The sequence below is a fragment of the Nocardia sputorum genome (assembly GCF_027924405.1).
Lineage (GTDB): Bacteria > Actinomycetota > Actinomycetes > Mycobacteriales > Mycobacteriaceae > Nocardia > Nocardia sputorum.
Genome location: NZ_AP026978.1, coordinates 1,261,517 through 1,280,562, shown reverse-complemented (window position 1 = coordinate 1,280,562; position 19,046 = coordinate 1,261,517). Strand labels below are relative to the sequence as shown.

General features: G+C 67.3%; 17 protein-coding genes. 13 read left to right on the top strand and 4 right to left on the bottom strand.

The genetic code is table 11. From position 1 onward, the window contains the following. Positions 1-7: 7 nt before the first annotated feature. From QMG86_RS05725 to ftsX, 3 genes are all read left to right on the top strand, one after another. The gene (locus tag QMG86_RS05725) at positions 8-133 is read left to right on the top strand and encodes a hypothetical protein (protein WP_281878108.1); all 126 of its coding nucleotides are present in this window, start codon (positions 8-10) and stop codon (positions 131-133) included. An 83-nt stretch (positions 134-216) separates the two neighbouring features. Then, positions 217-906: a cell division ATP-binding protein FtsE gene (ftsE, locus tag QMG86_RS05720; protein WP_281878107.1), complete on the top strand. Its 690-nt coding sequence runs from the start codon at positions 217-219 to the stop codon at positions 904-906. Then, the gene (gene ftsX, locus QMG86_RS05715; RefSeq protein ID WP_281878106.1) at positions 906-1,811 is read left to right on the top strand and encodes a permease-like cell division protein FtsX; all 906 of its coding nucleotides are present in this window, start codon (positions 906-908) and stop codon (positions 1,809-1,811) included. The genes ftsE and ftsX overlap by 1 nt, the downstream gene beginning before the upstream one ends. Positions 1,812-1,874: 63 nt before the next feature. Here the strand turns inward: ftsX and QMG86_RS05710 are convergent, their stop codons facing one another. Next, positions 1,875-2,393, bottom strand: a complete 519-nt coding sequence (locus QMG86_RS05710) for a Uma2 family endonuclease (RefSeq protein ID WP_281880797.1) — start codon at positions 2,391-2,393, stop codon at positions 1,875-1,877. A gap of 588 nt (positions 2,394-2,981) precedes the next feature. Between QMG86_RS05710 and QMG86_RS05705 the strand changes: the two genes are divergently transcribed. Both QMG86_RS05705 and QMG86_RS05700 read left to right on the top strand, forming a co-directional pair. Then, positions 2,982-4,376, top strand: a complete 1,395-nt coding sequence (locus tag QMG86_RS05705; protein WP_434085545.1) for an acyl-CoA dehydrogenase family protein — start codon at positions 2,982-2,984, stop codon at positions 4,374-4,376. Positions 4,377-4,410: 34 nt separating this feature from the next. Further along, positions 4,411-5,640, top strand: coding sequence for an acyl-CoA dehydrogenase family protein (locus QMG86_RS05700; RefSeq protein ID WP_281878103.1), 1,230 nt, complete (start codon positions 4,411-4,413; stop codon positions 5,638-5,640). A 272-nt stretch (positions 5,641-5,912) separates the two neighbouring features. On the opposite strand, the gene QMG86_RS05695 is transcribed toward QMG86_RS05700, so the two are convergent. Next, positions 5,913-6,824, bottom strand: a complete 912-nt coding sequence (locus tag QMG86_RS05695) for a phosphatidylinositol mannoside acyltransferase (RefSeq protein ID WP_281878102.1) — start codon at positions 6,822-6,824, stop codon at positions 5,913-5,915. Between the two features lie 531 nt (positions 6,825-7,355). On the opposite strand from QMG86_RS05695, the gene QMG86_RS05690 reads away from it, so the two are divergent. Further along, positions 7,356-7,988, top strand: coding sequence for a hypothetical protein (locus QMG86_RS05690; RefSeq protein WP_281878100.1), 633 nt, complete (start codon positions 7,356-7,358; stop codon positions 7,986-7,988). Between the two features lie 343 nt (positions 7,989-8,331). Further along, positions 8,332-8,571 (top strand): helix-turn-helix domain-containing protein, encoded by a 240-nt coding sequence (locus QMG86_RS05685; RefSeq protein ID WP_281878098.1) that lies wholly within the window; start codon positions 8,332-8,334, stop codon positions 8,569-8,571. Here QMG86_RS05685 and QMG86_RS05680 read toward each other — a convergent pair. Continuing rightward, positions 8,539-9,141, bottom strand: coding sequence for a carboxymuconolactone decarboxylase family protein (locus tag QMG86_RS05680; RefSeq protein ID WP_281878096.1), 603 nt, complete (start codon positions 9,139-9,141; stop codon positions 8,539-8,541). The genes QMG86_RS05685 and QMG86_RS05680 overlap by 33 nt on opposite strands. Positions 9,142-9,392: 251 nt before the next feature. Here QMG86_RS05680 and QMG86_RS05675 point away from each other — a divergent pair, with 251 nt between their 5' ends. From QMG86_RS05675 to QMG86_RS05650, 6 genes are all read left to right on the top strand, one after another. Further along, positions 9,393-11,018, top strand: coding sequence for an acyl-CoA synthetase (locus QMG86_RS05675; RefSeq protein ID WP_281878094.1), 1,626 nt, complete (start codon positions 9,393-9,395; stop codon positions 11,016-11,018). A gap of 178 nt (positions 11,019-11,196) precedes the next feature. Beyond that, positions 11,197-12,855, top strand: coding sequence for an acyl-CoA synthetase (locus tag QMG86_RS05670; protein ID WP_281878092.1), 1,659 nt, complete (start codon positions 11,197-11,199; stop codon positions 12,853-12,855). A gap of 139 nt (positions 12,856-12,994) precedes the next feature. After that, the gene (locus QMG86_RS05665; RefSeq protein WP_281878090.1) at positions 12,995-13,558 is read left to right on the top strand and encodes a hypothetical protein; all 564 of its coding nucleotides are present in this window, start codon (positions 12,995-12,997) and stop codon (positions 13,556-13,558) included. Positions 13,559-13,850: 292 nt separating this feature from the next. Beyond that, complete coding sequence (locus QMG86_RS05660; protein WP_281878089.1) at positions 13,851-15,314, top strand: PepSY-associated TM helix domain-containing protein; 1,464 nt, start codon at positions 13,851-13,853, stop codon at positions 15,312-15,314. A gap of 98 nt (positions 15,315-15,412) precedes the next feature. Continuing rightward, positions 15,413-16,162 carry a DUF8020 domain-containing protein gene (locus tag QMG86_RS05655; RefSeq protein ID WP_281878088.1) on the top strand — a complete coding sequence of 250 codons (750 nt, stop codon included), beginning with the start codon at positions 15,413-15,415 and terminating at the stop codon, positions 16,160-16,162. 293 nt (positions 16,163-16,455) lie between these two features. Continuing rightward, positions 16,456-17,478 (top strand): hypothetical protein, encoded by a 1,023-nt coding sequence (locus QMG86_RS05650; RefSeq protein ID WP_281878087.1) that lies wholly within the window; start codon positions 16,456-16,458, stop codon positions 17,476-17,478. Here the strand turns inward: QMG86_RS05650 and QMG86_RS05645 are convergent. After that, entirely contained in the window at positions 17,471-18,037 is a 567-nt protein-coding gene (locus QMG86_RS05645; protein WP_281878086.1) for a hypothetical protein, read from the bottom strand. The two genes, QMG86_RS05650 and QMG86_RS05645, sit on opposite strands and share 8 nt — an antisense overlap. Positions 18,038-19,046 lie beyond the last annotated feature (1,009 nt).

Below are 19,046 nucleotides of genomic sequence, written 5' to 3'. Positions count from 1 at the left end.
GATCCTGATGGCAACCTGGGTCGCCACGTTCGTGCTGTACGTCTTCGTCAAACCCGAGGAGACCACCACCGCTCCGGCCACCCTGGTCAACGCTGTTCCGGCAGCGGTGTTCACTGACCCGCCGGCCCGCTGAGCCGAGCGGACGGACCGCCGCCGCGCTGTCTCCCACGGTTGACGACGCAGGCCGCGACCGGTTGCTGGTTACACTGGCTCCCCGTGATCACCATGCGGAACGTGACCAAGTCGTACAAGACCTCGACGCGACCCGCGCTGGACAACATCACCGTCGATGTGGGCAAGGGCGAGTTCGTCTTCATCATCGGACCGTCCGGCTCGGGCAAGTCGACCTTCATGCGCTTGCTATTGAAAGAGGAGACGCCCACGGCGGGCGAGATCCGGGTGTCCGATTTCCGGGTCGACCGGTTGCCCGGCCGCAAGGTGCCCAAGTTGCGCCAGCGCATCGGGTGCGTCTTCCAGGACTTCCGGCTGTTGCAGCAGAAAACCGTGTACCAGAACGTCGCGTTCGCGCTGGAGGTCATCGGCAAACGGCGCCAAGTCATCGACCGCACCGTCCCCGAGGTGCTCGACATGGTCGGCCTCGGCGGCAAGGCCGACCGGTTGCCGACCGAGCTCTCCGGTGGTGAGCAGCAGCGGGTCGCGATCGCGCGGGCTTTCGTGAACCGGCCGCTGGTGCTGCTGGCCGACGAGCCGACCGGCAACCTCGATCCCGACACCAGCGCGGACATCATGATGCTGCTGGAGCGGATCAACCGCATCGGCACCACGGTGGTGATGGCCACCCACGACAATCACATCGTCGACGCGATGCGCAGGCGGGTGGTGGAACTCGACCACGGGCGCCTGGTCCGGGACGAGGCGACGGGCGTGTACGGGGTGGGCCGGTAATGCGCGCGAGCTTCCTGTTCGGCGAGGTCGCCGCCGGCCTGCGCCGCAATGTCACGATGACCATCGCGATGATCCTGACCACCGCGGTCTCGCTCACCATGCTCGGTGGGGGCCTGCTGGCGGTGCGGATCGCGGACAAGACCGAGCAGTACTTCCTGGATCGGCTGGAGGTGCGGCTGTACCTCACCGAGGACGTGTCGGCCAACGACCCGGACTGCTCGCAGGACCCGTGCCGGGCGCTCATGGCGGATCTGAAGGCGACCAGCGGCGTGGAGTCGGTCCAGTTCCTCAACCGGGAGGAAGCGGTCCGGGAGGCCAAGGAGAAGACCTTCAAGGACCAGCCCGAGCTGGCCAAGTACGTCAGCGAGACGCCGCTGCCCGCGTCGCTGCGGGTGAAGATGGCGGATGCGGAGCTCTACCCCACCATCTACGAGAAGTACTACGACCGCCCTGGCGTCGGCATGGTGCGCAACGACAAGGACATCGTGGACCGGTTGGTCAGCCTGTTCGACGGATTGCGCAACGCGGCGTTCGGTCTGGCCGTGCTGCAGGCGCTGGCGGCGGTGATGCTGATCGCGAACATGGTGCAGATCGCCGCGTTCACCCGGCGCACCGAGGTCGGCATCATGCGATTGGTCGGCGCGACCCGCTGGTACACCCAGTTGCCGTTCCTGCTCGAGGCCGTGGTCGCCGCGCTGGCCGGTTCGGTACTCGCCATGCTGGGCCTGCTCATCGCCCGCCCGCTGGTGATCGACCGGGCCCTCGGCGACCTGTTCGCCAGCAAGGTGTTCCCCCGCATCACCGGCGACGACATCGCGATGACCGCGCTGGTCATCGCCCCGGTCGGCGTCGTCTTCGCGGCCATCACGGCCTACGCGACGCTGCGGTACTACGTGCGCGAGTGATCGGCCGGGCCGGTGGCCGCAGTGCCACCGGCCCGCCCGCACAGCGGCCGACCCGATGGCGACTCACAACACAAGGTCGGTCAGTTCGTCCCAATCGAGTTGAATTCGGATCGGCAGGTCGACGGCGAACGCCGTCTGCGGCTTCAGGACACGAGCGAGCCGGTAGTGACCGACGCTGTGGTCGAGGCCGTAGGTCTCGATGACGGTCACCTCGGTGTCCGACACACTGACCAGCCAGTACCACGGAATTCCGGCCGCCGCGTATTCGCTCATCTTCTCGAGCCGGTCGATTTTGACATGACTGGGCGAGATGATCTCGACAGCGATCTTCATATGGCGCGCGGGCATCGGCCGGACATCCGCAGGCACGCACTCGAACAGTGCGATGTCGGGGCGACGAATAGTCGCCCGGGGCACTTCCCAGAGCACCACGTCGAAGTCATGGTTGGCGTACAGGCATGCCGACGGATCTTCGGCCATGTATTCGCGAGCGGCCGATTCCAGCATTGCCAGTAGTCGGTGGACGGCTTTCTGATGTGCCCTGTTCGGAGACTCGCAACGGACCGCATCCCCGTTCACCACCTCGACCAAGCGGCAGAACTCTTCGGGCAGCTCGCGCCAGATGTCGACTGTGATCGGCTCGGGCTGTACGTTGTCCGGCCTGGCCCAGTCGAAGATCGCTGACATGCGTCGGATTGTAATCACGGCGACACCGCCACCCGGCCTCCGTCGGCATCCCTGTCGCCACCATGCGCGACCGCGCCGCTGCCCATGGCACCGGCGCCGTGTTCGAGCCTGCGCCGGGCCGGGCCGCATCGTTCACAGCCCATTCGTGGGACGGGATCTGCCCCTGCCGGATCCATAACGGTTCTGCATCGATCACCGCCATAGCCTTGGAGCGAGGCGAACATGCGGCGGTGAATCCGGCTATCCGGCCCGACACGTCCGTCCGTTTTCCCGAAAGCGCAGCTCATCGCGACGGGAGGCATAGCACGACGCGCGGCGGGGAAGCCTACCGACCCCGGGACGCAACTTTGGGCACTTGTCCAGCAAGGTGTGGATTCCGGGCGTATGCTGCACCTCGACGCGCTTCTTACTCGGCAGTAAGATAGCCTTACTCCGGAGTAAGATAGCTGGGGACAGACCGCACCAACCCATCCGAGAAAACAGGTGATGATGAGCACTCGAGACAGCGCGACGAAGCGACGTCCAGATACGTCCGCGGTCGGCCTGAACCAACCCAAGCGGGATTGGATGGGCGCGGCGATGCGGGTCATGACGACTCTCACCGGGTCGGAACTGGCCGAGAAATACAACCTGCGCAAGCCGATCGAGCGCGTCACCTACGAGGGCACGAAGACCGGCTTCCGCACGCTCGGCGCGGCGACCCGCGCGTTCGCGAAGGTCGCGGGCACCGGCGCCCCCAAGCGCCTGGCGGCCAACGAGGCGAAGAACAAGGACTTCTTCGACCTGACGCCGACCGACGAGCAGCAGATGATCGTCGAGACGGTGAAGGAATTCGCCGCCGAGATCCTGCGTCCGGCTGCCTACGAGGCCGACAACGCCGCCAAGGCGCCGCGCGACCTGCTCGAGCGCGCCGCCGAACTCGGCATCACCTTGATCAACGTGCCCGAGGAACTCGAGGGTGCGGCCTCCGAGCGTGGTGCGGTGACCAACTCGCTGGTCGCCGAGGCGCTGGCGCACGGTGACATGGGCTTGGCCCTGCCCATCCTGGCGCCCAGCGGCGTCGCGGTCGCGCTCTCGCAATGGGGCAGCGACGCACAGCAGAAGACCTACCTGCCCTCCTTCACCGGCGAGAACGTGCCGCAGGCCTCGGTCGTGATCAGCGAGCCGCGCGCGCTGTTCGACCCGTTCGCCCTGGAGACCAAGGCGGTGCGCTCGCCGAGCGGCTACCGCATCTCGGGCGTCAAGAGCCTGGTGCCCGCCGCGGCCGACGCCGAGCTGTTCCTGATCGCCGCCGAGCTCGATGGCCGTCCGGCGCTGTTCATCGTGGAGTCGGACGCGCCCGGCCTGGTCGTGGAGGCCGACCCGAGCATGGGTCTGCGCGCCGCCGGCCTCGGCCGGCTGATCCTGGACAACGTCGCGGTCGGCGCCGACGCCGTCCTGGGCGACGGTGACGCGGCGACCCGCGCCGAGGAGTACGCCGATGCCGTGCGCTTGGCCCGCCTCGGGTGGGCTTCCCTGGCGGCGGGCACCAGCCGGGCGGTGCTGGACTACGTGATCCCCTACGTCAACGAGCGTGAAGCGTTCGGTGAGCCGATCTCGCACCGCCAGGCGGTGGCGTTCATGGTCGCCAACATCGCGATCGAACTCGACGGCCTGCGGCTGGTCACGCTGCGCGGCGCTTCGCGCGCGGAGCAGGGCCTGTCCTTCGGCCGGGAGGCTGCGCTGGCCCGCAAGCTCGCCACCGACAAGGGCATGCAGATCGGCCTCGACGGCGTGCAGTTGCTCGGCGGTCACGGCTTCACCAAGGAACACCCGGTCGAGCGCTGGTACCGCGACCTGCGGGCGATCGGCGTCGCCGAAGGTGTCGTGCTCATCTAAACCGGCTCGTTCCGTTCTCCAGGAGACCTTCCCCATGATCAACCTCGAACTCCCCAAGAAGCTGCGGGCCAGCGCGAATCAGGCGCACCAGGTCGCGCAGGAGATCTTCCGCCCGATCTCGCGCAAGTACGACCTCGCCGAACACGACTACCCGGTCGAGCTGGACACCATGGCCGCCATGGTCGAGGGCCTGGCCGACTCCGGCACCCAGAAGATCGGCGGCGCCGCCGGTGGCCGCTCCGACGACGGTGACGCCGACCGCCACGCCACCGAGCTGCTCGGCAACACCAACGGCGGCAACATGTCCGCACTGCTGAACGCGCTGGAGACCTCCTGGGGCGATGTCGGCCTCATGCTGTCGATCCCCTACCAGGGCCTGGGCAACGCGGCCATCGCCGCCGTGGCCACCGACGAGCAGCTGAAGCGCTTCGGCAAGGTGTGGGCCTCGATGGCCATCACCGAGCCGTCCTTCGGCTCCGACTCCGCCGCCGTGTCCACCACCGCCGTGCTCGACGGCGACGAGTGGGTGCTCAACGGCGAGAAGATCTTCGTCACCGCCGGTCAGCGCTCGACCCACATCGTGGTGTGGGCGACGGTGGACAAGAGCCTCGGCCGCGCGGCGATCAAGTCGTTCGTCGTGCCGCGCGACGCGCCCGGCCTGTCGGTGGCGCGGCTCGAGCACAAGCTCGGCATCAAGGCCTCCGACACCGCCGTGCTGCTGCTGCAGGACTGCCGGATCCCGAAGGACAACATCCTCGGCAGCCCGGAAGTCAACGTGGAGAAGGGTTTCGCCGGGGTCATGCAGACCTTCGACAACACCCGTCCGCTCGTCGCCGCGATGGCGATCGGCGTCGCGCGCGCCGCGCTCGAAGAGCTGCGCTCGATCCTGACCGCTTCGGGCGTGGACATCTCCTACGACGTCCCGGCCAACAATCAGCACGCCGCCGCCGCCGAATTCCTGCGGATGGAAGCCGATTACGAGTCCGCCTACCTGCTCGCCCTGCGCGCCGCGTGGATGGCCGACAACAAGAAGCCGAACTCGCTCGAGGCGTCCATGTCCAAGGCGAAGGCGGGCCGCACCGGCACCGACGTCACCTTGAAGGCCGTCGAACTGGCCGGCGCCATCGGCTACTCCCAGCGCACCTTGCTGGAGAAGTGGGGTCGCGACTCGAAGATCCTGGACATCTTCGAAGGCACCCAGCAGATCCAGCAGCTCATCGTCGCCCGCCGCATCCTGGGCAAGACCAGCGCCGAACTGAAGTGACGCTGCGTTAGACGATCGACGACGAAATCCGGTGCGAGCTTCTCGGTCTCGCACCGGATTTCGTTTCCGCACCCGGCGACGAAACGAATGACGTGTCCTGAAACACATTCGGCGAGAATGGGCTATGGATTTCGTACCGGATGTTCCGTACCCTTCGCGCACATGTGGAGCATTGTTCTCATTTCGGTTGTCAGTTGTTTCGTGATCGCGGCCGGATTCGCGTGGGGGTTGCCAGGCGACTGAGGAAGCCTCCTCCGCGCCCTCCGAATAGTTCAGTTCGGCGGGGTCGACGTCCGGCGGGCGAGCCGGGCGGCGGTGACGTCGGCCGTCCACAGCGGCTGGAGCATGTGCCAGTCGGCGGGGTGGGCGGCGATGCCCGCGGCGAATCGGTCGGCCAGCGCCTGGGTGGTCTCGCGCACGCCACGGCTGGTGTCGACGGGGGGACTCACGTGAAATCCCCAGCCGTCGGGGGTGTACCAGCAGTGCACGGGAAGAAGTGGCGCGCCGGTGTCGATCGACAGGCGAGCCGGACCGGCGGGCAGCCGAGCGGGCTCACCGAAGAAGGTCACCGGTACGCCTGTGCCGGACAAGTCGCGTTCACCGAGCAGCCCGACTATCCGTCCCTGCCGGATCCGGGCGACCAGCTGGGGGAACGGCGGCGTCGCGGTACCGGTGAGCGGGATGATCTCGAATCCCAACCGTTCACGGAAACGGACGAAGCGCCGGAACAACGATTCCGGTGCGAGCCGCTCCGCGACGACCGTCGGCGAGCCCACGCGCTGCACCAGCCAGACGCCCGCCAGGTCCCAATTACCGCTGTGCGGTAGGGCGAGCACCGCACCGGTGCCGCGTTCGACCGCCTGGTGGATGTGTTCGAGCCCGGTCGCCACGGATTCGATGGTGTCGGCCAGTCGCACCGGATCCATCGACGGCAGCCGGAAGGCTTCGCGCCAGTAGCGGGCATAGGAGCGCAAACTCTCCCGGATCAGCGTCTGCGGCACCTGGTCCGGCGCTGTGCCCAATACTCGAGACAGGTTCCGGCGCAATTGATTCGGACCGCCGTTGCGGGCCGCTCGTTCGGCGCCCGCGTCGAAGAGGCGGACCGCCAACGGTTCCGGCAAGGCGCGGACCAGCCGCCAACCGGCGGCGTAACCCAGGTCCCATACCCGGCCGGAGGGGTGCACTAATCGCCGCCGGACTCGACCGGTCCCGCTTCGTCGGTCACCGCGGACGGCGTCGCGACGACGAGGTCACTGAATACGGGCGTGCGAACCACTCCGACCGCGGGTGCGCCGACCTCGGAGGGTTCATTCGGATGGCTGAACAACGGGGACCGGTCACTTCGATGCATTTCTGGATTCTCCGCTCACTCGCGATCGATGACGCCCGAATGGGTGGCGCACCGTATAGATACGGTCACCGCCGCCGCGGATTCGGCGGTCGCCTCGAAACCCACACTACCCTCGACCGGACCATACGGAACGGTTTATCGAGAAAGCGCTGTTCAGGGCCACGGTCGGCAGCCCGACGCTTGCGCCGGGACCTGACAAGCACGCCGTTGCATCGATGAGTCAACGACACGATCACGCCATTCGGCGTTCCCCTCTGGACAGGCGCGTAACTGACCGGGCAGCCTATCGCCCTGTCGCTGGATCGACCAATCAGCGGACGTATTTCACTCGCGCAGTACCAGAGAACTTCGAGGAGAACTGGTTATGCAACGACTGAGTCTTACGCGTCGCCTCGCCACCGCCGTCGCCGCCTCCGCGGTGTTCGTAGCACCGTTCGCCGGGCACGCCGCCGCGCAGCCGGCCGCGGTGGACTGGACCGCCGCCGCGCAGCAATTGCGTGCCGCCGCGGCCGGGAATCCGGCAGCCGAGCAGGCCGTGGATCGCCTGATCACCTCCGGGCAGCTCGCGAAGGCCGAGCAGGTGGCCTTGCCCGCGCAACCGTTCCAGATCCCGGCGCAGTCGGACATCGGACGCGGTGAGGGCCCGGGCGTGTACGGGTCCGGAATCGCCCTGGGCATGGACGGATTCCGCCTCGGGTTCTTCGGCGGGCCGGGCACCATCTCGCCCAACCAGGGCGGCGCGAAGCTCGAGGTGCTCTGGATCAACCTGGCCAATGGGCGCAGTGGCACCGAGCTGCTCTACGAGCACAACGACGTTCCGGTGGACACCACCATTCGCACACGCGCCCTGGACACCGGCGCGGGCCCGGTGGTCGCCGCCGTGTACGGGTCGCTGTGGCACCGCTGGTCGGTGCCCGTCAGCGACGAGAACCCGGACGGGTACGCCTACCGGCTCGGCACCATCTCGGTGCCGTCGTTCGGCGCGGTCTACAACTGAGGGCGGCGGCTCCGGCTCCCGCCGCCACGGAGCCGGAGCCGTCGGTTTGTCGGACATTACGTAGTTCCGTAGCTTGGGGATTCGTGAGTCTGGAAGACCGAGTCGCCGAGTTGGAGCGGCGGCTCAGCGCGCTCGAAGAGAACCTACGGCCCGAGAGTCTCCCGCCGGGCACCGACGAGTGGGCGGTCGAGCGCCTGCGGGAGGAGTTCGCGGCGGCCGACGAGCCCAACGGCGGCGTCGTCTTCGCCGGGTCGGTCCGCTTGCCCAACGACCAGCAGCGCGAGTGGCAGGCCCGGTTCACCACCGGCGACCTCATCGAGGACGACTGGGCCGAGACCGCGGAATGCCTTGCGGCGCTGGGAAGTCCGTCCGGTTGCGGCTGCTGCGCGAGATCATGGGCGGGCGCAGGACCGCGGCCGAGCTGGCCGGGGTGGACGGTGTCGGCAGCTCCGGCCAGATCTATCACCACCTGCGCCAGCTGGCCGCGGTGGGCTGGCTGCACACCGCGGGCCGCGGCCGGTTCGAGGTTCCCGCCGCCAGGGTGGTTCCGCTACTGGTCGCTCTGGCCAGCGCCCGGCGCTGATTCGGGGGGCACGCCGGCGGCCACGTATCCCGCGGTGGCGAGCATGCCACCGATCTGCTCGTACGTCGCCCGCTCCCGGGGCGCGACCGTCGCCAGGCCGTCCACATAGCGGTTGAACATGCAGAACGCCGCGGCGACGAGGACGGCGTCGTGGATGTCCTCGTCCTTGGCGCCCGCGGCACGTGCGTCCTCGACGTCCTCGGCGGTCACTTCGAGCCCCGACCGGCGCACCTTGTCCGCGATGCGCAGCAACGCACGCAGTTTCGGCTCGATCGCGGCGGACTCCACGTCCTCGATGACGGCGTCGATCACGTCGCGGCCGCCGTCCACCAGCACCGCCGCGGTCGCCGCGTGCGACTGCGTGCAGAAATACGTTTCGTTGCGCGAGGAGACGTAGGCGGCTATCGTCTCGCGCTCCCCCGGCGTCAGTGGAGAAGTCCCGCGCAACAGGGTCTGCGCGAATTCGCTGAGCGCGGCTCCGGTTTCGGGCTTGAAAGCGAACAAACCCCGGATGCCGGGCAGATCGCCGGGAATGTCGATGAACGGTGCACGGTCCTTCGGATCGGACATCGGCCGCGTCTCCCTTCGAGCGGTCTCGAGACGCTGCGAGGATAACCCTACCGACCGGTAGCCGAGAGCGGAAAGGCCGGAATCGGCCCGCGGACGGTCTCGACCTGGGGCGGACGCAACCGAACCGAGACTGATTTGTCCGTTTCAACTGTGACCTGTCACACTCCGCACTGCTACGGTGGCAAGTCAACACGCCGTACCGGTTCGCTAGGTCGAGGACCGACGCGAGGGTTTTGTGGAGGTAATTCGACATGAACTTGGCCCACACGCTGGAGGCCGTCAAGGCGCTAGGGGTGCTGCGCAGCCGGGGTGTCACCGACCCCAAGAAGCCGCTGGAGACGCTGCGGACGATGAAGGAGTCGCGCATCCTCGGCCCCCAGGCGACCCTGATCCGGCACTCCGCGCGCGTGGCGCCGGACGCTCCGGGCATCGTGGACGAGGCGGGCGAGCTGACCTACCGCGAACTGGACGACCGGTCGACGGCCGTCGCGCGCGGCCTGCAAGCGGCGGGCATCACCGAAGGCCAGGTGATCGGGTTGCTGGCGCGCGACCACCGCGGGCTGATCATCGCCATGGCCGCCGCGGGCAAGCTCGGCGTGCGAGTGGCGCTGATGAACACCGGGTTCGCCAAACCGCAGTTCGCCGAGGTGTGCCAGCGCGAGAAGGTCAAGGCGGTGCTGCACGACAGCGAGTTCCTCGGCCTGCTCGACGCGCTGCCCACCGACCTGCCGCGCTACCTCACCTGGGTCGACGAGGGGACCGCGCTGCCCGAGGGCGCGCAGACGCTCGACGACCTGGTCGCCGCGAACTCCACCGAGCCGCTGCCCGCGCCGAGCAAGCCGGGTGGCTTCATCATCCTGACCAGCGGCACCACCGGCCTGCCCAAGGGCGCCCCGCGCACCAAGGTCACTCCGCTGTCGACGGCGCAGATGGTCGACCGGATCCCCTTCCCGCGGCGCGGCACCCAGGTGATCGTCTCGCCGATCTTCCACAGCACCGGCCTGGCCACCTGGCTGGTCGGCGCGGCCCTGTCCAACAAGGTGGTGGTGCGCCGCCGGTTCGACGCCGAGGCGACGCTCGCGCTGGTGGCCGAGCACAAGGCCGACATGCTGGTGGCGGTGCCCACGATGCTGCACCGGATGGTCGAGCTGGATCCGGCGATCCGGGCGAAGTACGACACGTCCTCCCTGAAGGCGATCGTGCTGGCCGGTTCGGCGCTGTCGCCGGAGCTGACGATCAAGGCCACCGAGGCGTTCGGCCCGGTGCTCTACAACCTCTACGGCTCCACCGAATGCGCCGTCGCGACCGTGGCGAACCCGGAGGACCTCGCGCTCGCGCCCGGCACCGTCGGGCGCGCGCCGATCACCTGCGAAGTGCGGCTCTACGACGAGAACGACCAGCGCGTCACCGCGATCAACACCACCGGGCGCATCTTCATCCGCAGCGGCGCGCCGTTCGAGGGCTACACCGACGGCAGGCACAAGCAGATCATCGACGGCTACATGTCCAGCGGCGACGTCGGCCACTTCGACGAGAACGGCCTGCTCATGGTGGACGGCCGCGATGACGACATGATCGTGTCCGGCGGCGAGAACGTCTTCCCGCAAGAGGTGGAGAACCTGCTGCTGGAGCGGCCCGACGTCTTCGACGTGGCGGTTGTCGGCGTGGACGACGTGGAATTCGGTAAGCGCCTGCGCGCCTTCGTCGTTCCGGAGCCGGGTCACTCGCCCGACGGCGAGGAGCTCAAGGCGTACGTGAAGAACAACCTGGCGCGCTACAAGGTGCCGCGCGAGGTGGTCTTCCTCGACGACCTGCCGCGCAACGCGACCGGCAAACTGCTGCGCCGCGTGCTGGTGGAGTACGAGGTCAAGGCCTGATCGACGGCGGGCCGGGCCCTCGTGCCCGGCCCATTACCAGCGGGTATGGACCCGATGAGATACGTGACACAACCAGTTACACACGCTTGCTAGTGTTAGCACCAGCACTGGGTATATCGAATTGCGGTCCGCACCACCCGGAGGATCACCGGGTGACACCGCCGGAAGGTTGTCGTCGATGTCTCTTTCCCTCCCCGCGCTGGGCGGTACCGCCCGCAAGGCGGGCGATCTGGCCCTTGGCGTGAACGTGATGGTCAAGCGGCGGCTGTTCAATCCGCTGCGGCCCGACCATGCGGCACGGTCCGCCTTCAATATCTTGAAGTTCGGCCCGTTCGCGGGTGTCGTCATGCACGCCGCGCAGACCAGGCCGCACGCCGTGGCGATCGTCGACGAACGCGGGGAGTTGACCTTCGGCCAGCTCAACGAGCAGTCCAACGCTCTGGCGCGGGGCTTGCAGAGCAGTGGCGTCGATCCCGGTGATGTGGTGGCGATCCTGGCCCGCGATCATCGCGGCATGGTGCTGAGCCTGCTGGCCACGGGCAAGCTCGGCGTGCGCGGGGTGCTGATGAACACCGGGTTCGCCAAGCCGCAGTTCGCCGACGTGGCCGAGCGGGAGAACGTCAAGGCGGTGCTGCACGACAGCGAGTTCATCGACTTGATGAGCGCCATCCCCGCCGCGATTCCGCGCATTCTCACCTGGGTGGACGAGAAGGACGGCGCCGATCCCGCGATCCCGACCGTCGACTCGCTGATCAGCGGACAGTCCGGCGCCGCGCTGCCCGCCCCGGCCAAGCCGGGCGGCATCGTCATCCTGACCAGCGGCACCACCGGCACCCCGAAGGGCGCCCCGCGCGACCGGGTGAGCCCCTTCGCCTCGGCCCAGTTCATCGACCGGGTGCCGCTGCCCAACAACGGCACCATGATCATGGCCGCGCCGATCTTCCACGGCACCGGCCTGTCGCAGTTCACCCTCGGTCTCGCGCTGGGCAACCGGGTGGTCTTCCAGCAGCGCCGGTTCAACCCCGAGCAGACGCTGGCGAACATCCAGAAGTACCGGGCGGATTCCCTGGTGGTCGTCCCGACCATGCTGCAACGCATCCTCGACCTGGACGCGGACGTGCTGGCGAAGTACGACGTCAGCAGCATCAAGGTGATCTTCGCGGCGGGCTCGGCCATCGCGCCCGACGTGGTGACCCGCACGCTGGATCACTTCAACGACAGCCTTTACAACCTCTACGGCTCCACCGAGTGCGCCGTGATGACCGTGGCGACCCCCGAGGATCTGCGCAAGGCCCCGACCACCGCGGGCAAGGCTCCGGTCGGCATCCGGATCGTGCTGCTGGACGAGAACCGCAAGCCGATCACCGAGCCGAACGTCACCGGAACCATCTTCGTGGACAACGGTTTCGCCTTCACCGGCTACACCGACGGCCGCACCAAGGAAATGGTCGACGGCATGATGTCCAGCGGCGACGTGGGGCATTTCGACGCCGACGGCCTGCTCTACATCGACGGCCGCGACGACGACATGATCGTCTCCGGCGGCGAGAACGTCTTCCCGCTCGAGGTGGAGAACCTCATCGCCGGCCGCGACGACATCTTCGAAGCCGCTGTCGTCGGCGTGGACGACCGTGAGTACGGCAAGCGGCTGCGCGCGTTCGTGGTGCCCGGTCCCGAGTGCAAGCGCGACCCGCAGGAGATCAAGGACTACGTCAAGGCGAACCTCGCCCGCTACAAGGTCCCGCGCGAGGTGATCTTCCTGGACGAGCTGCCGCGCAACGCGACCGGCAAGCTGCTGCGCAAGCCGCTGATCGAGATGGAGATCGACGCGGGCTGAGCGGTTCGCGTCCCGGGCCTGCCGGGCGGTGCGCCTGCCGCCCGCCCCGGGAGGCCGAAGTGAATTCCGGTCCGAAGCTGCGGCTTCGGTGCGAGCCGATGCGGTCGGACCCGTGCAATCGGTCCGCTATCATCAGCGGGTGAGTTACGAGTTCGACCGGTCTGCCGCGGGACGTCGCGGCGCCGTCGCGCGGGTGCGCGGTGGCTCGGCCGGTGCGATCTCGGGGGCTATTTCCGTCGCGGCGCACGGCTGGGCCTCCGGCGGCATGCTGCCGGACACCACCGCGCTGGCGCTGCTGGCCGCCGCGTCCGCCGTGCTCGGCGCGTCGGTGTCGGGTCTGGCTCCGCTGCGCAAGACGTCGTCCGGGCTGGTCGCGGCGCTGGTCGCCGGGCAGCTGCTCGGGCACTTCACCATGGGGATCGGCTCGGGACACCTGCATCACGGTGACGCCCAGCTGACTCCGGCCATGCTCGTCGCGCACGTGTGCGCCGCGTTCGCGGCGGCCGTCGTGATCCGCGGCGCGGAAGCCGCGTACCGGATCGGAACCGCGGTGCTGCACCGCGTGCTCCCGCTGCGGCACACCCCGCCCGTAGTCGCGGACCGCGCTCCCCTGCGAACGCTCCACCGCGACCGGGTCGTCCTCCGTGTGTTCGCCGCCGAGGCGCTGCGCACCCGGGCCCCGCCTCTCGCGGTCGTTCTCTGAATTCTTCCTACACCCGGTGCACCCGCGCTGTGGCGTGAGTTGTCGCTCAGCGTCACGGTTTTCCGTGCAGCGCGGTGTCGCCGCGCACTCTCGTGCCCACGCCTGAGCGTGCCGACGCGACGCCGTCGTCCGGGTCGCAAACCCATCCTTCGGCGGTGTGATCGCCTTCGTGACGGGGACGGTCGACGCTCCGTGGCGAACGTTCCCGCGCGAGGTAGGTGCTTGTCGCCCGTGCCCTTCGGGACGTGGTTTGTGCCCCATCCGGGTTTCCGCCGTCAGAAACGAAACGACCGTGAGTACAACAGAAACCATTCCCGACGCCGACTTATCGGAGCCGTCGGACTCCCCCGGCCCACGCCGGACCACCGCGCGGAACAGCCTGTACGCGCTGGCCATGCGGCTGCACTTCTACGCCGGAGTGTTCGTGGGGCCGTTCATCCTCATAGCGGCCGTCACCGGCGCGCTCTACGCGATCTCGCCGACGTTGGAGTCGATCGCGTCGCGTGACCTGTTGACGGTCACGCAGAGCGGAACGCCGAAGCCGCTGTCGGAGCAGGTCGGCGCGGCCGTCGCCACCCGCCCGGACCTGCCGCTCGTCGCCGTCGCCCCGGCCGCGGGCGCCGAAGACACCACCCGGGTGCTGTTCATCGACCCGTCGCTGGGCGAATCCGAGCGGCTGGCGGTGTTCGTGAACCCGTACACCGCGCAGCCGGTGGGCGATGCCGTCGTGTACGGCAGCTCGGGGGCGCTGCCGATGCGCACTTGGATCGATCGGTTGCACCGGGATCTGCACCTGGGCGAGCCCGGCCGGCTCTACAGCGAACTCGCCGCGTCCTGGCTGTGGATCGTCGCGCTGGCCGGACTCGTGATCTGGGTGCGCCGGGTGCGCAGCCGCCGGGGCCGCAACGGCTGGGGCTGGCTGTGGGCGGCCGATCGGTCGCAGCGCGCGCGGGGCCGCACCCTGAACTGGCACGGCGCGGTCGGTATGTGGGTGCTTCCCCTGGTGCTGCTGCTGTCGGCCACCGGCGTGACCTGGTCGACCTACGCGGGCGAGAACATCACCGCATTGCGTGAGCAACTGAGCTGGACCACACCGGCGGTCAGCACAGCCCTGCCCGGAACCGCTGCCCCGAGCCACGATTCGAGTTCCGATCACCATGGCGGCGGCCATACGGAGCACGCGCCCGCGGACCCGGCCGACCGGATCGCCCAGTTGGATCGGGTGTATGCGACCGCCCGTGCCGAAGGCATCACGCAAGCGGCGGAGATCGCCGTCCCGGCCGCGCCGGGCACAGCATTCGCGGTGAAGGAACGCCGGATGCCCGGCACCTACACCGTCGACTCCGTCGCCGTCGACGGTGCGACCGGCGCGGTCACCGACCGGCTCGCCTACGCCGACTGGCCGCTGATGGCCAAGCTCACCAACTGGGGCATCCAGTTCCACATGGGCCTGATGTTCGGGCTGCTCAACCAGTTGCTGCTGCTCGCGGCGATGATCGGCCTGATCACCGTGATCGTGCGCGGCTACCTCATGTGGTGGCGCAGGCGACCCACCCGGGACGCGGGCCGGTTCGTTCTCGGCCGGGCTCCCCGGCGCGGCGCGTTGCGTAAGACCTCGCTGTGGCTGGTCGTGCCGCTGGTGGCCGCCGCGCTGGTGGTGGGCTGGTTCGTCCCGCTGGTCGGGGTGAGTCTGCTCGTCTTCCTCGCGATCGACGCGCTGCTCGGGCTCGCCGGACGGTTCCGCGCGGCCGCTTAACCACACATCCACGGGCGAAGGCCCGTTACTTCCACGACCTACCGAACGTCACTGGTATGGCCGTCGCTCCGCCATGCCTCGAAAACCAAGGATTCTCCATGCAGATCACGAAACTAGCCCTGGCCGCCGCGATCACCACCGCTGCCGTGAGCATCGCCGCGGGCACGAGTTCCGCCGCTCCCGAAGTCGCTACGGCGGACAGCACGTCCGTCGAAGCCACGTCCACGGAGGCCGCCGAGGCCATCGGTTTCACCGCCCACGCCACCGACACCGCCAGCATCATCACGATCGATTCCGGTTCGCTGGTGGTCGAGGACCAGGTGCTGAAGATCAAGGCCGCCGACGGCACCGTCGTCGCGGGCACGCCGCTGACCTTCCTGGTCGACGAGTTCGAATTCCCCATCACCGCGGAGATCTCCGAGCGCACCGCGACGCTGACCCCGCAGTTCGACCTGGCGCACGCGACCTACAAGCCGGTCGCCCTGCCGTTCGAGGACAAGGCGCCATGGAAGACGGAGTACGACCGTGAACAGGCCGCTTGGTCCCGGATGACCAGCACCCTCTCCATGGGCGCCACCATCGGCACCCTGGTCGGCGGCATCGGCGGCGCGGCGGTGGGCTGCGTCCTCGGCGGCATCGCTGGAGCCACCGTCGCCGCCGCCACCATCGTCGGCATGTTCGGCCCGTTCATCCCGGCCGCCGCCGTCGGCTGCCTCGGCGGCATCGTCGCCGTCGGCGCCCTCGGCACGGTAGCGGGCCAGATCCTGGTGACCGCCCCGGTCGCCATCGGGGCGGCGATCATGTACTTCTCCACGATCAACTCGCCCATGCCCACTCCGCAGAAGTGATTCCAGGCCCGGCATCGGGAGCGGCTACCCGATGCCGGGCTTCCTCGGCGGTGTGAGCCGACAGGTGAGCCAGCTGTTGCGGCAGCAGCCCGTTGTCGAGTGCGTGCTCCACCGCTGCCGATCCTGTTGTCCGGGCTGGTCCCTGCCCGCGTCGGTCCGCCGCGCGACGCGAACCGCATCACTAATGAGGGGCCGACCGCACTGGGAACGAGCGCGGGCGGTCATCGGTCGCGGGCTACTCCCCGTGAGCGGCCTTGTCCTTGTCCGGTGCCGCCACGCTCAACGCTCGGCGCATGACCAGGCAGCTCTCGCACGGCCGCTTGCGGGTGGGTCGCCTGGCCCAACCACACGAGTCTTTCCACCTCGGACAGACGCCCTTTCTCGTCCAACTCCTTGAACGCGGCGTCCCGCGCCTGGTCCTGCACTTTGATCGCGGCCTCTCGCTCCTTCTCGGCCGCTGCGCGGGCCGCTTGTTCCCCGGTGTCGGCGGTTTCGCGTTCCTGATACTGGCTGGGCACCGGGAATTCCCGCGCCACCCGTTCGGCGGCCTCTCGTTCGATCCGCGCCCGTTCGGTTTCCGGCGTCTGGTGTGCTTGCCTGGCTCCCTCGGCCTCTGCTCGGACCTGCCATTCGCGTTGGATCTTCTGTGGCGCATCTGCCCGGCCACGCGCGACGGCTTCCCGGAATTTCTGCATCTTCCGGAACTTCTCGGCTCGGTCGCGTGCCTTCGCCAGCTCTGCGATCTTCTCCTGCCGCTTCGCCTTCTCCTGCTGTCGCTGCTGACGAGCCTTTTCGCCGACGCCGGGCAATTCGAGTTGTTGGCCCTGCTCCAACGCGCGCCCTCGCGCCCAAATCTCGCGGGCATCGGCTCGCGCTATGACTTGGTGTGTGAACTGATCCGGGAAGTCTCGAAGCAATCCGACGATGAGTTCCTGCGCTTCCTTCGATATCGACTCACCTTGCACGGATCGCAATACATGCTGGTGGTTCTTATTCTTATCAAGAAGCTCTCGCACCGCTCTGAGTTGCTTTTCGTCTTTCTCTCCCCGGATTCTGCCCGACTTTTCTTCGATGGTGTAGGTGACACCGCGATCTTCCTTGATCTTGTCGAATTGAATCCGATCTTTCCCGACTTCGTAAGTTCGAGAGTGGATGACGTACCCATTCTCCCGGTCGCGGAAGAATCGATCGGCACCATTCTCGAAGATTCGCCCCCGTTCATTGTTATCGAATCCGTTGCGATCACTGTCATAGCCGTCACCAGGCAATCCCGCCCCCGAACTTACGAAGCAAATATCAATGTGCGGGTCACATGAAAGGAGGATGGCCCGAGAAGTTGGTGCTCAACTCGGAGAACAATGGGGTGCTGCCCTTACGCAGTCTCCAGAACGCAACGGACACCAGTTCGATTATGTCTATGAACTCATGTTCTACAACGAAGTACACAAGCAGTTCTGCGGTGCAGGTCTTCCAGCCTTGAAATTTGAAAGCTATACCCGGCTTGATGTCGTCGTATATGGAGAAATCTTCGCAGTCGTTGTAGCCGGGCGGCATATCGGCCAGGTCGAGCCATCGCGCATCGAGATACCGGATGAACCATTCTCCGATGAAGCACACCAGTTGATCGACGTTGTCTGCATTTTCGGGGAGCGTTACAGCCTTCACATCCGGAAACAGCTCCGCGATCTTATCGCTGATCTGGTCTGCTTCGTCCGATTCGAAGTCCCATGGTTCTTGCGGCAATGCAGGCAATCCGGCGCGATCGAGAAATTTCCGCACCTGTGCCGCATGCCGGTCAGGGGCAACCCATATACCCCACTTAGTCTGCTCGACGGGTACGCCGAGATCCATGATTATCTGCTCGTCATTCCCCACGTCTACCTCCTTCTCGTCATGATCGAAGCACTACAGTTTCGCGCCCCCGGACGACGGCCACAGGCGGCATGTCGCGATCGTGGGATGTCCTCCGGAATCATCATCGCTCTACATACAGCCGTTCACCAGGCAATCTCGGTAGGCGGTCGGATGCGTCACCAGCCACCGAAACCCCGTCTGTGCGGTGCCGTACCCCTTCGTCCTGGACGAAGATCAAAGCGGCAGTGAGGCATGCCGCATAGTGCAGGTGGTAGCCGCGCAGCCGCACAACCAGGTGCACATCCGGCTCGTTCGGTTGCGGGGATGTCATCACATACCCCGCTTCGTACTGGGAGTGTGCATAGGCGGACCTTCCGCGAAAGGTAGTCACGCGGATAGCGATCGTTTTGTCGCTCAGTGTGTTTGAGGCGGATCGGGGGAAGGCTGGCGGCGAGGTCGGTTGGGCATACCGATGCGGAGTCCCGTTCGCGCAGCCTTCCCCCTTTCGGGTGCCCCGGCACGTGGGTGCTTCCCTGTGGCGCAAAGGGGGACCACCCGTGGTGGCGCATGAACGTGTTCCTCTCCTTGCTGGCCGCACGGGTCGGAGATGAGAGATCGGCGGTGGCAGCGCAAGAGCAAGCGCGAAGAGAACTTCCGGCCGAACTGCCGCGCTTCGCAACACATCTGGAGATGCATCGGGGTCTGATGCTGGTGAGAGCCGGTGATCGAGCCGAGGGTGTCCGAGCGGCGCGTAATGCGTTGGACGCGCTTCCGCCCGAGAAGCACTCACTCACGTTGCGGATGCTGATGGACGAGATCTCCGGAACAAAGGACACAGTAGCCGGTGTCACGCGCGGGTAGCCCATGCACTAGCTAACGCATGGTGCGGGCTTGGGCTCCCGGGGAGGTTGCTGTGCGGCGCTGAGGATATTCCCCTATAGATAACCATCTATGTCACATTGACAGGTTAGATTTATGCGGACACCCTTAACCACTGAAAGATGTTTGAAGGGTTATAGGAGGGACATGA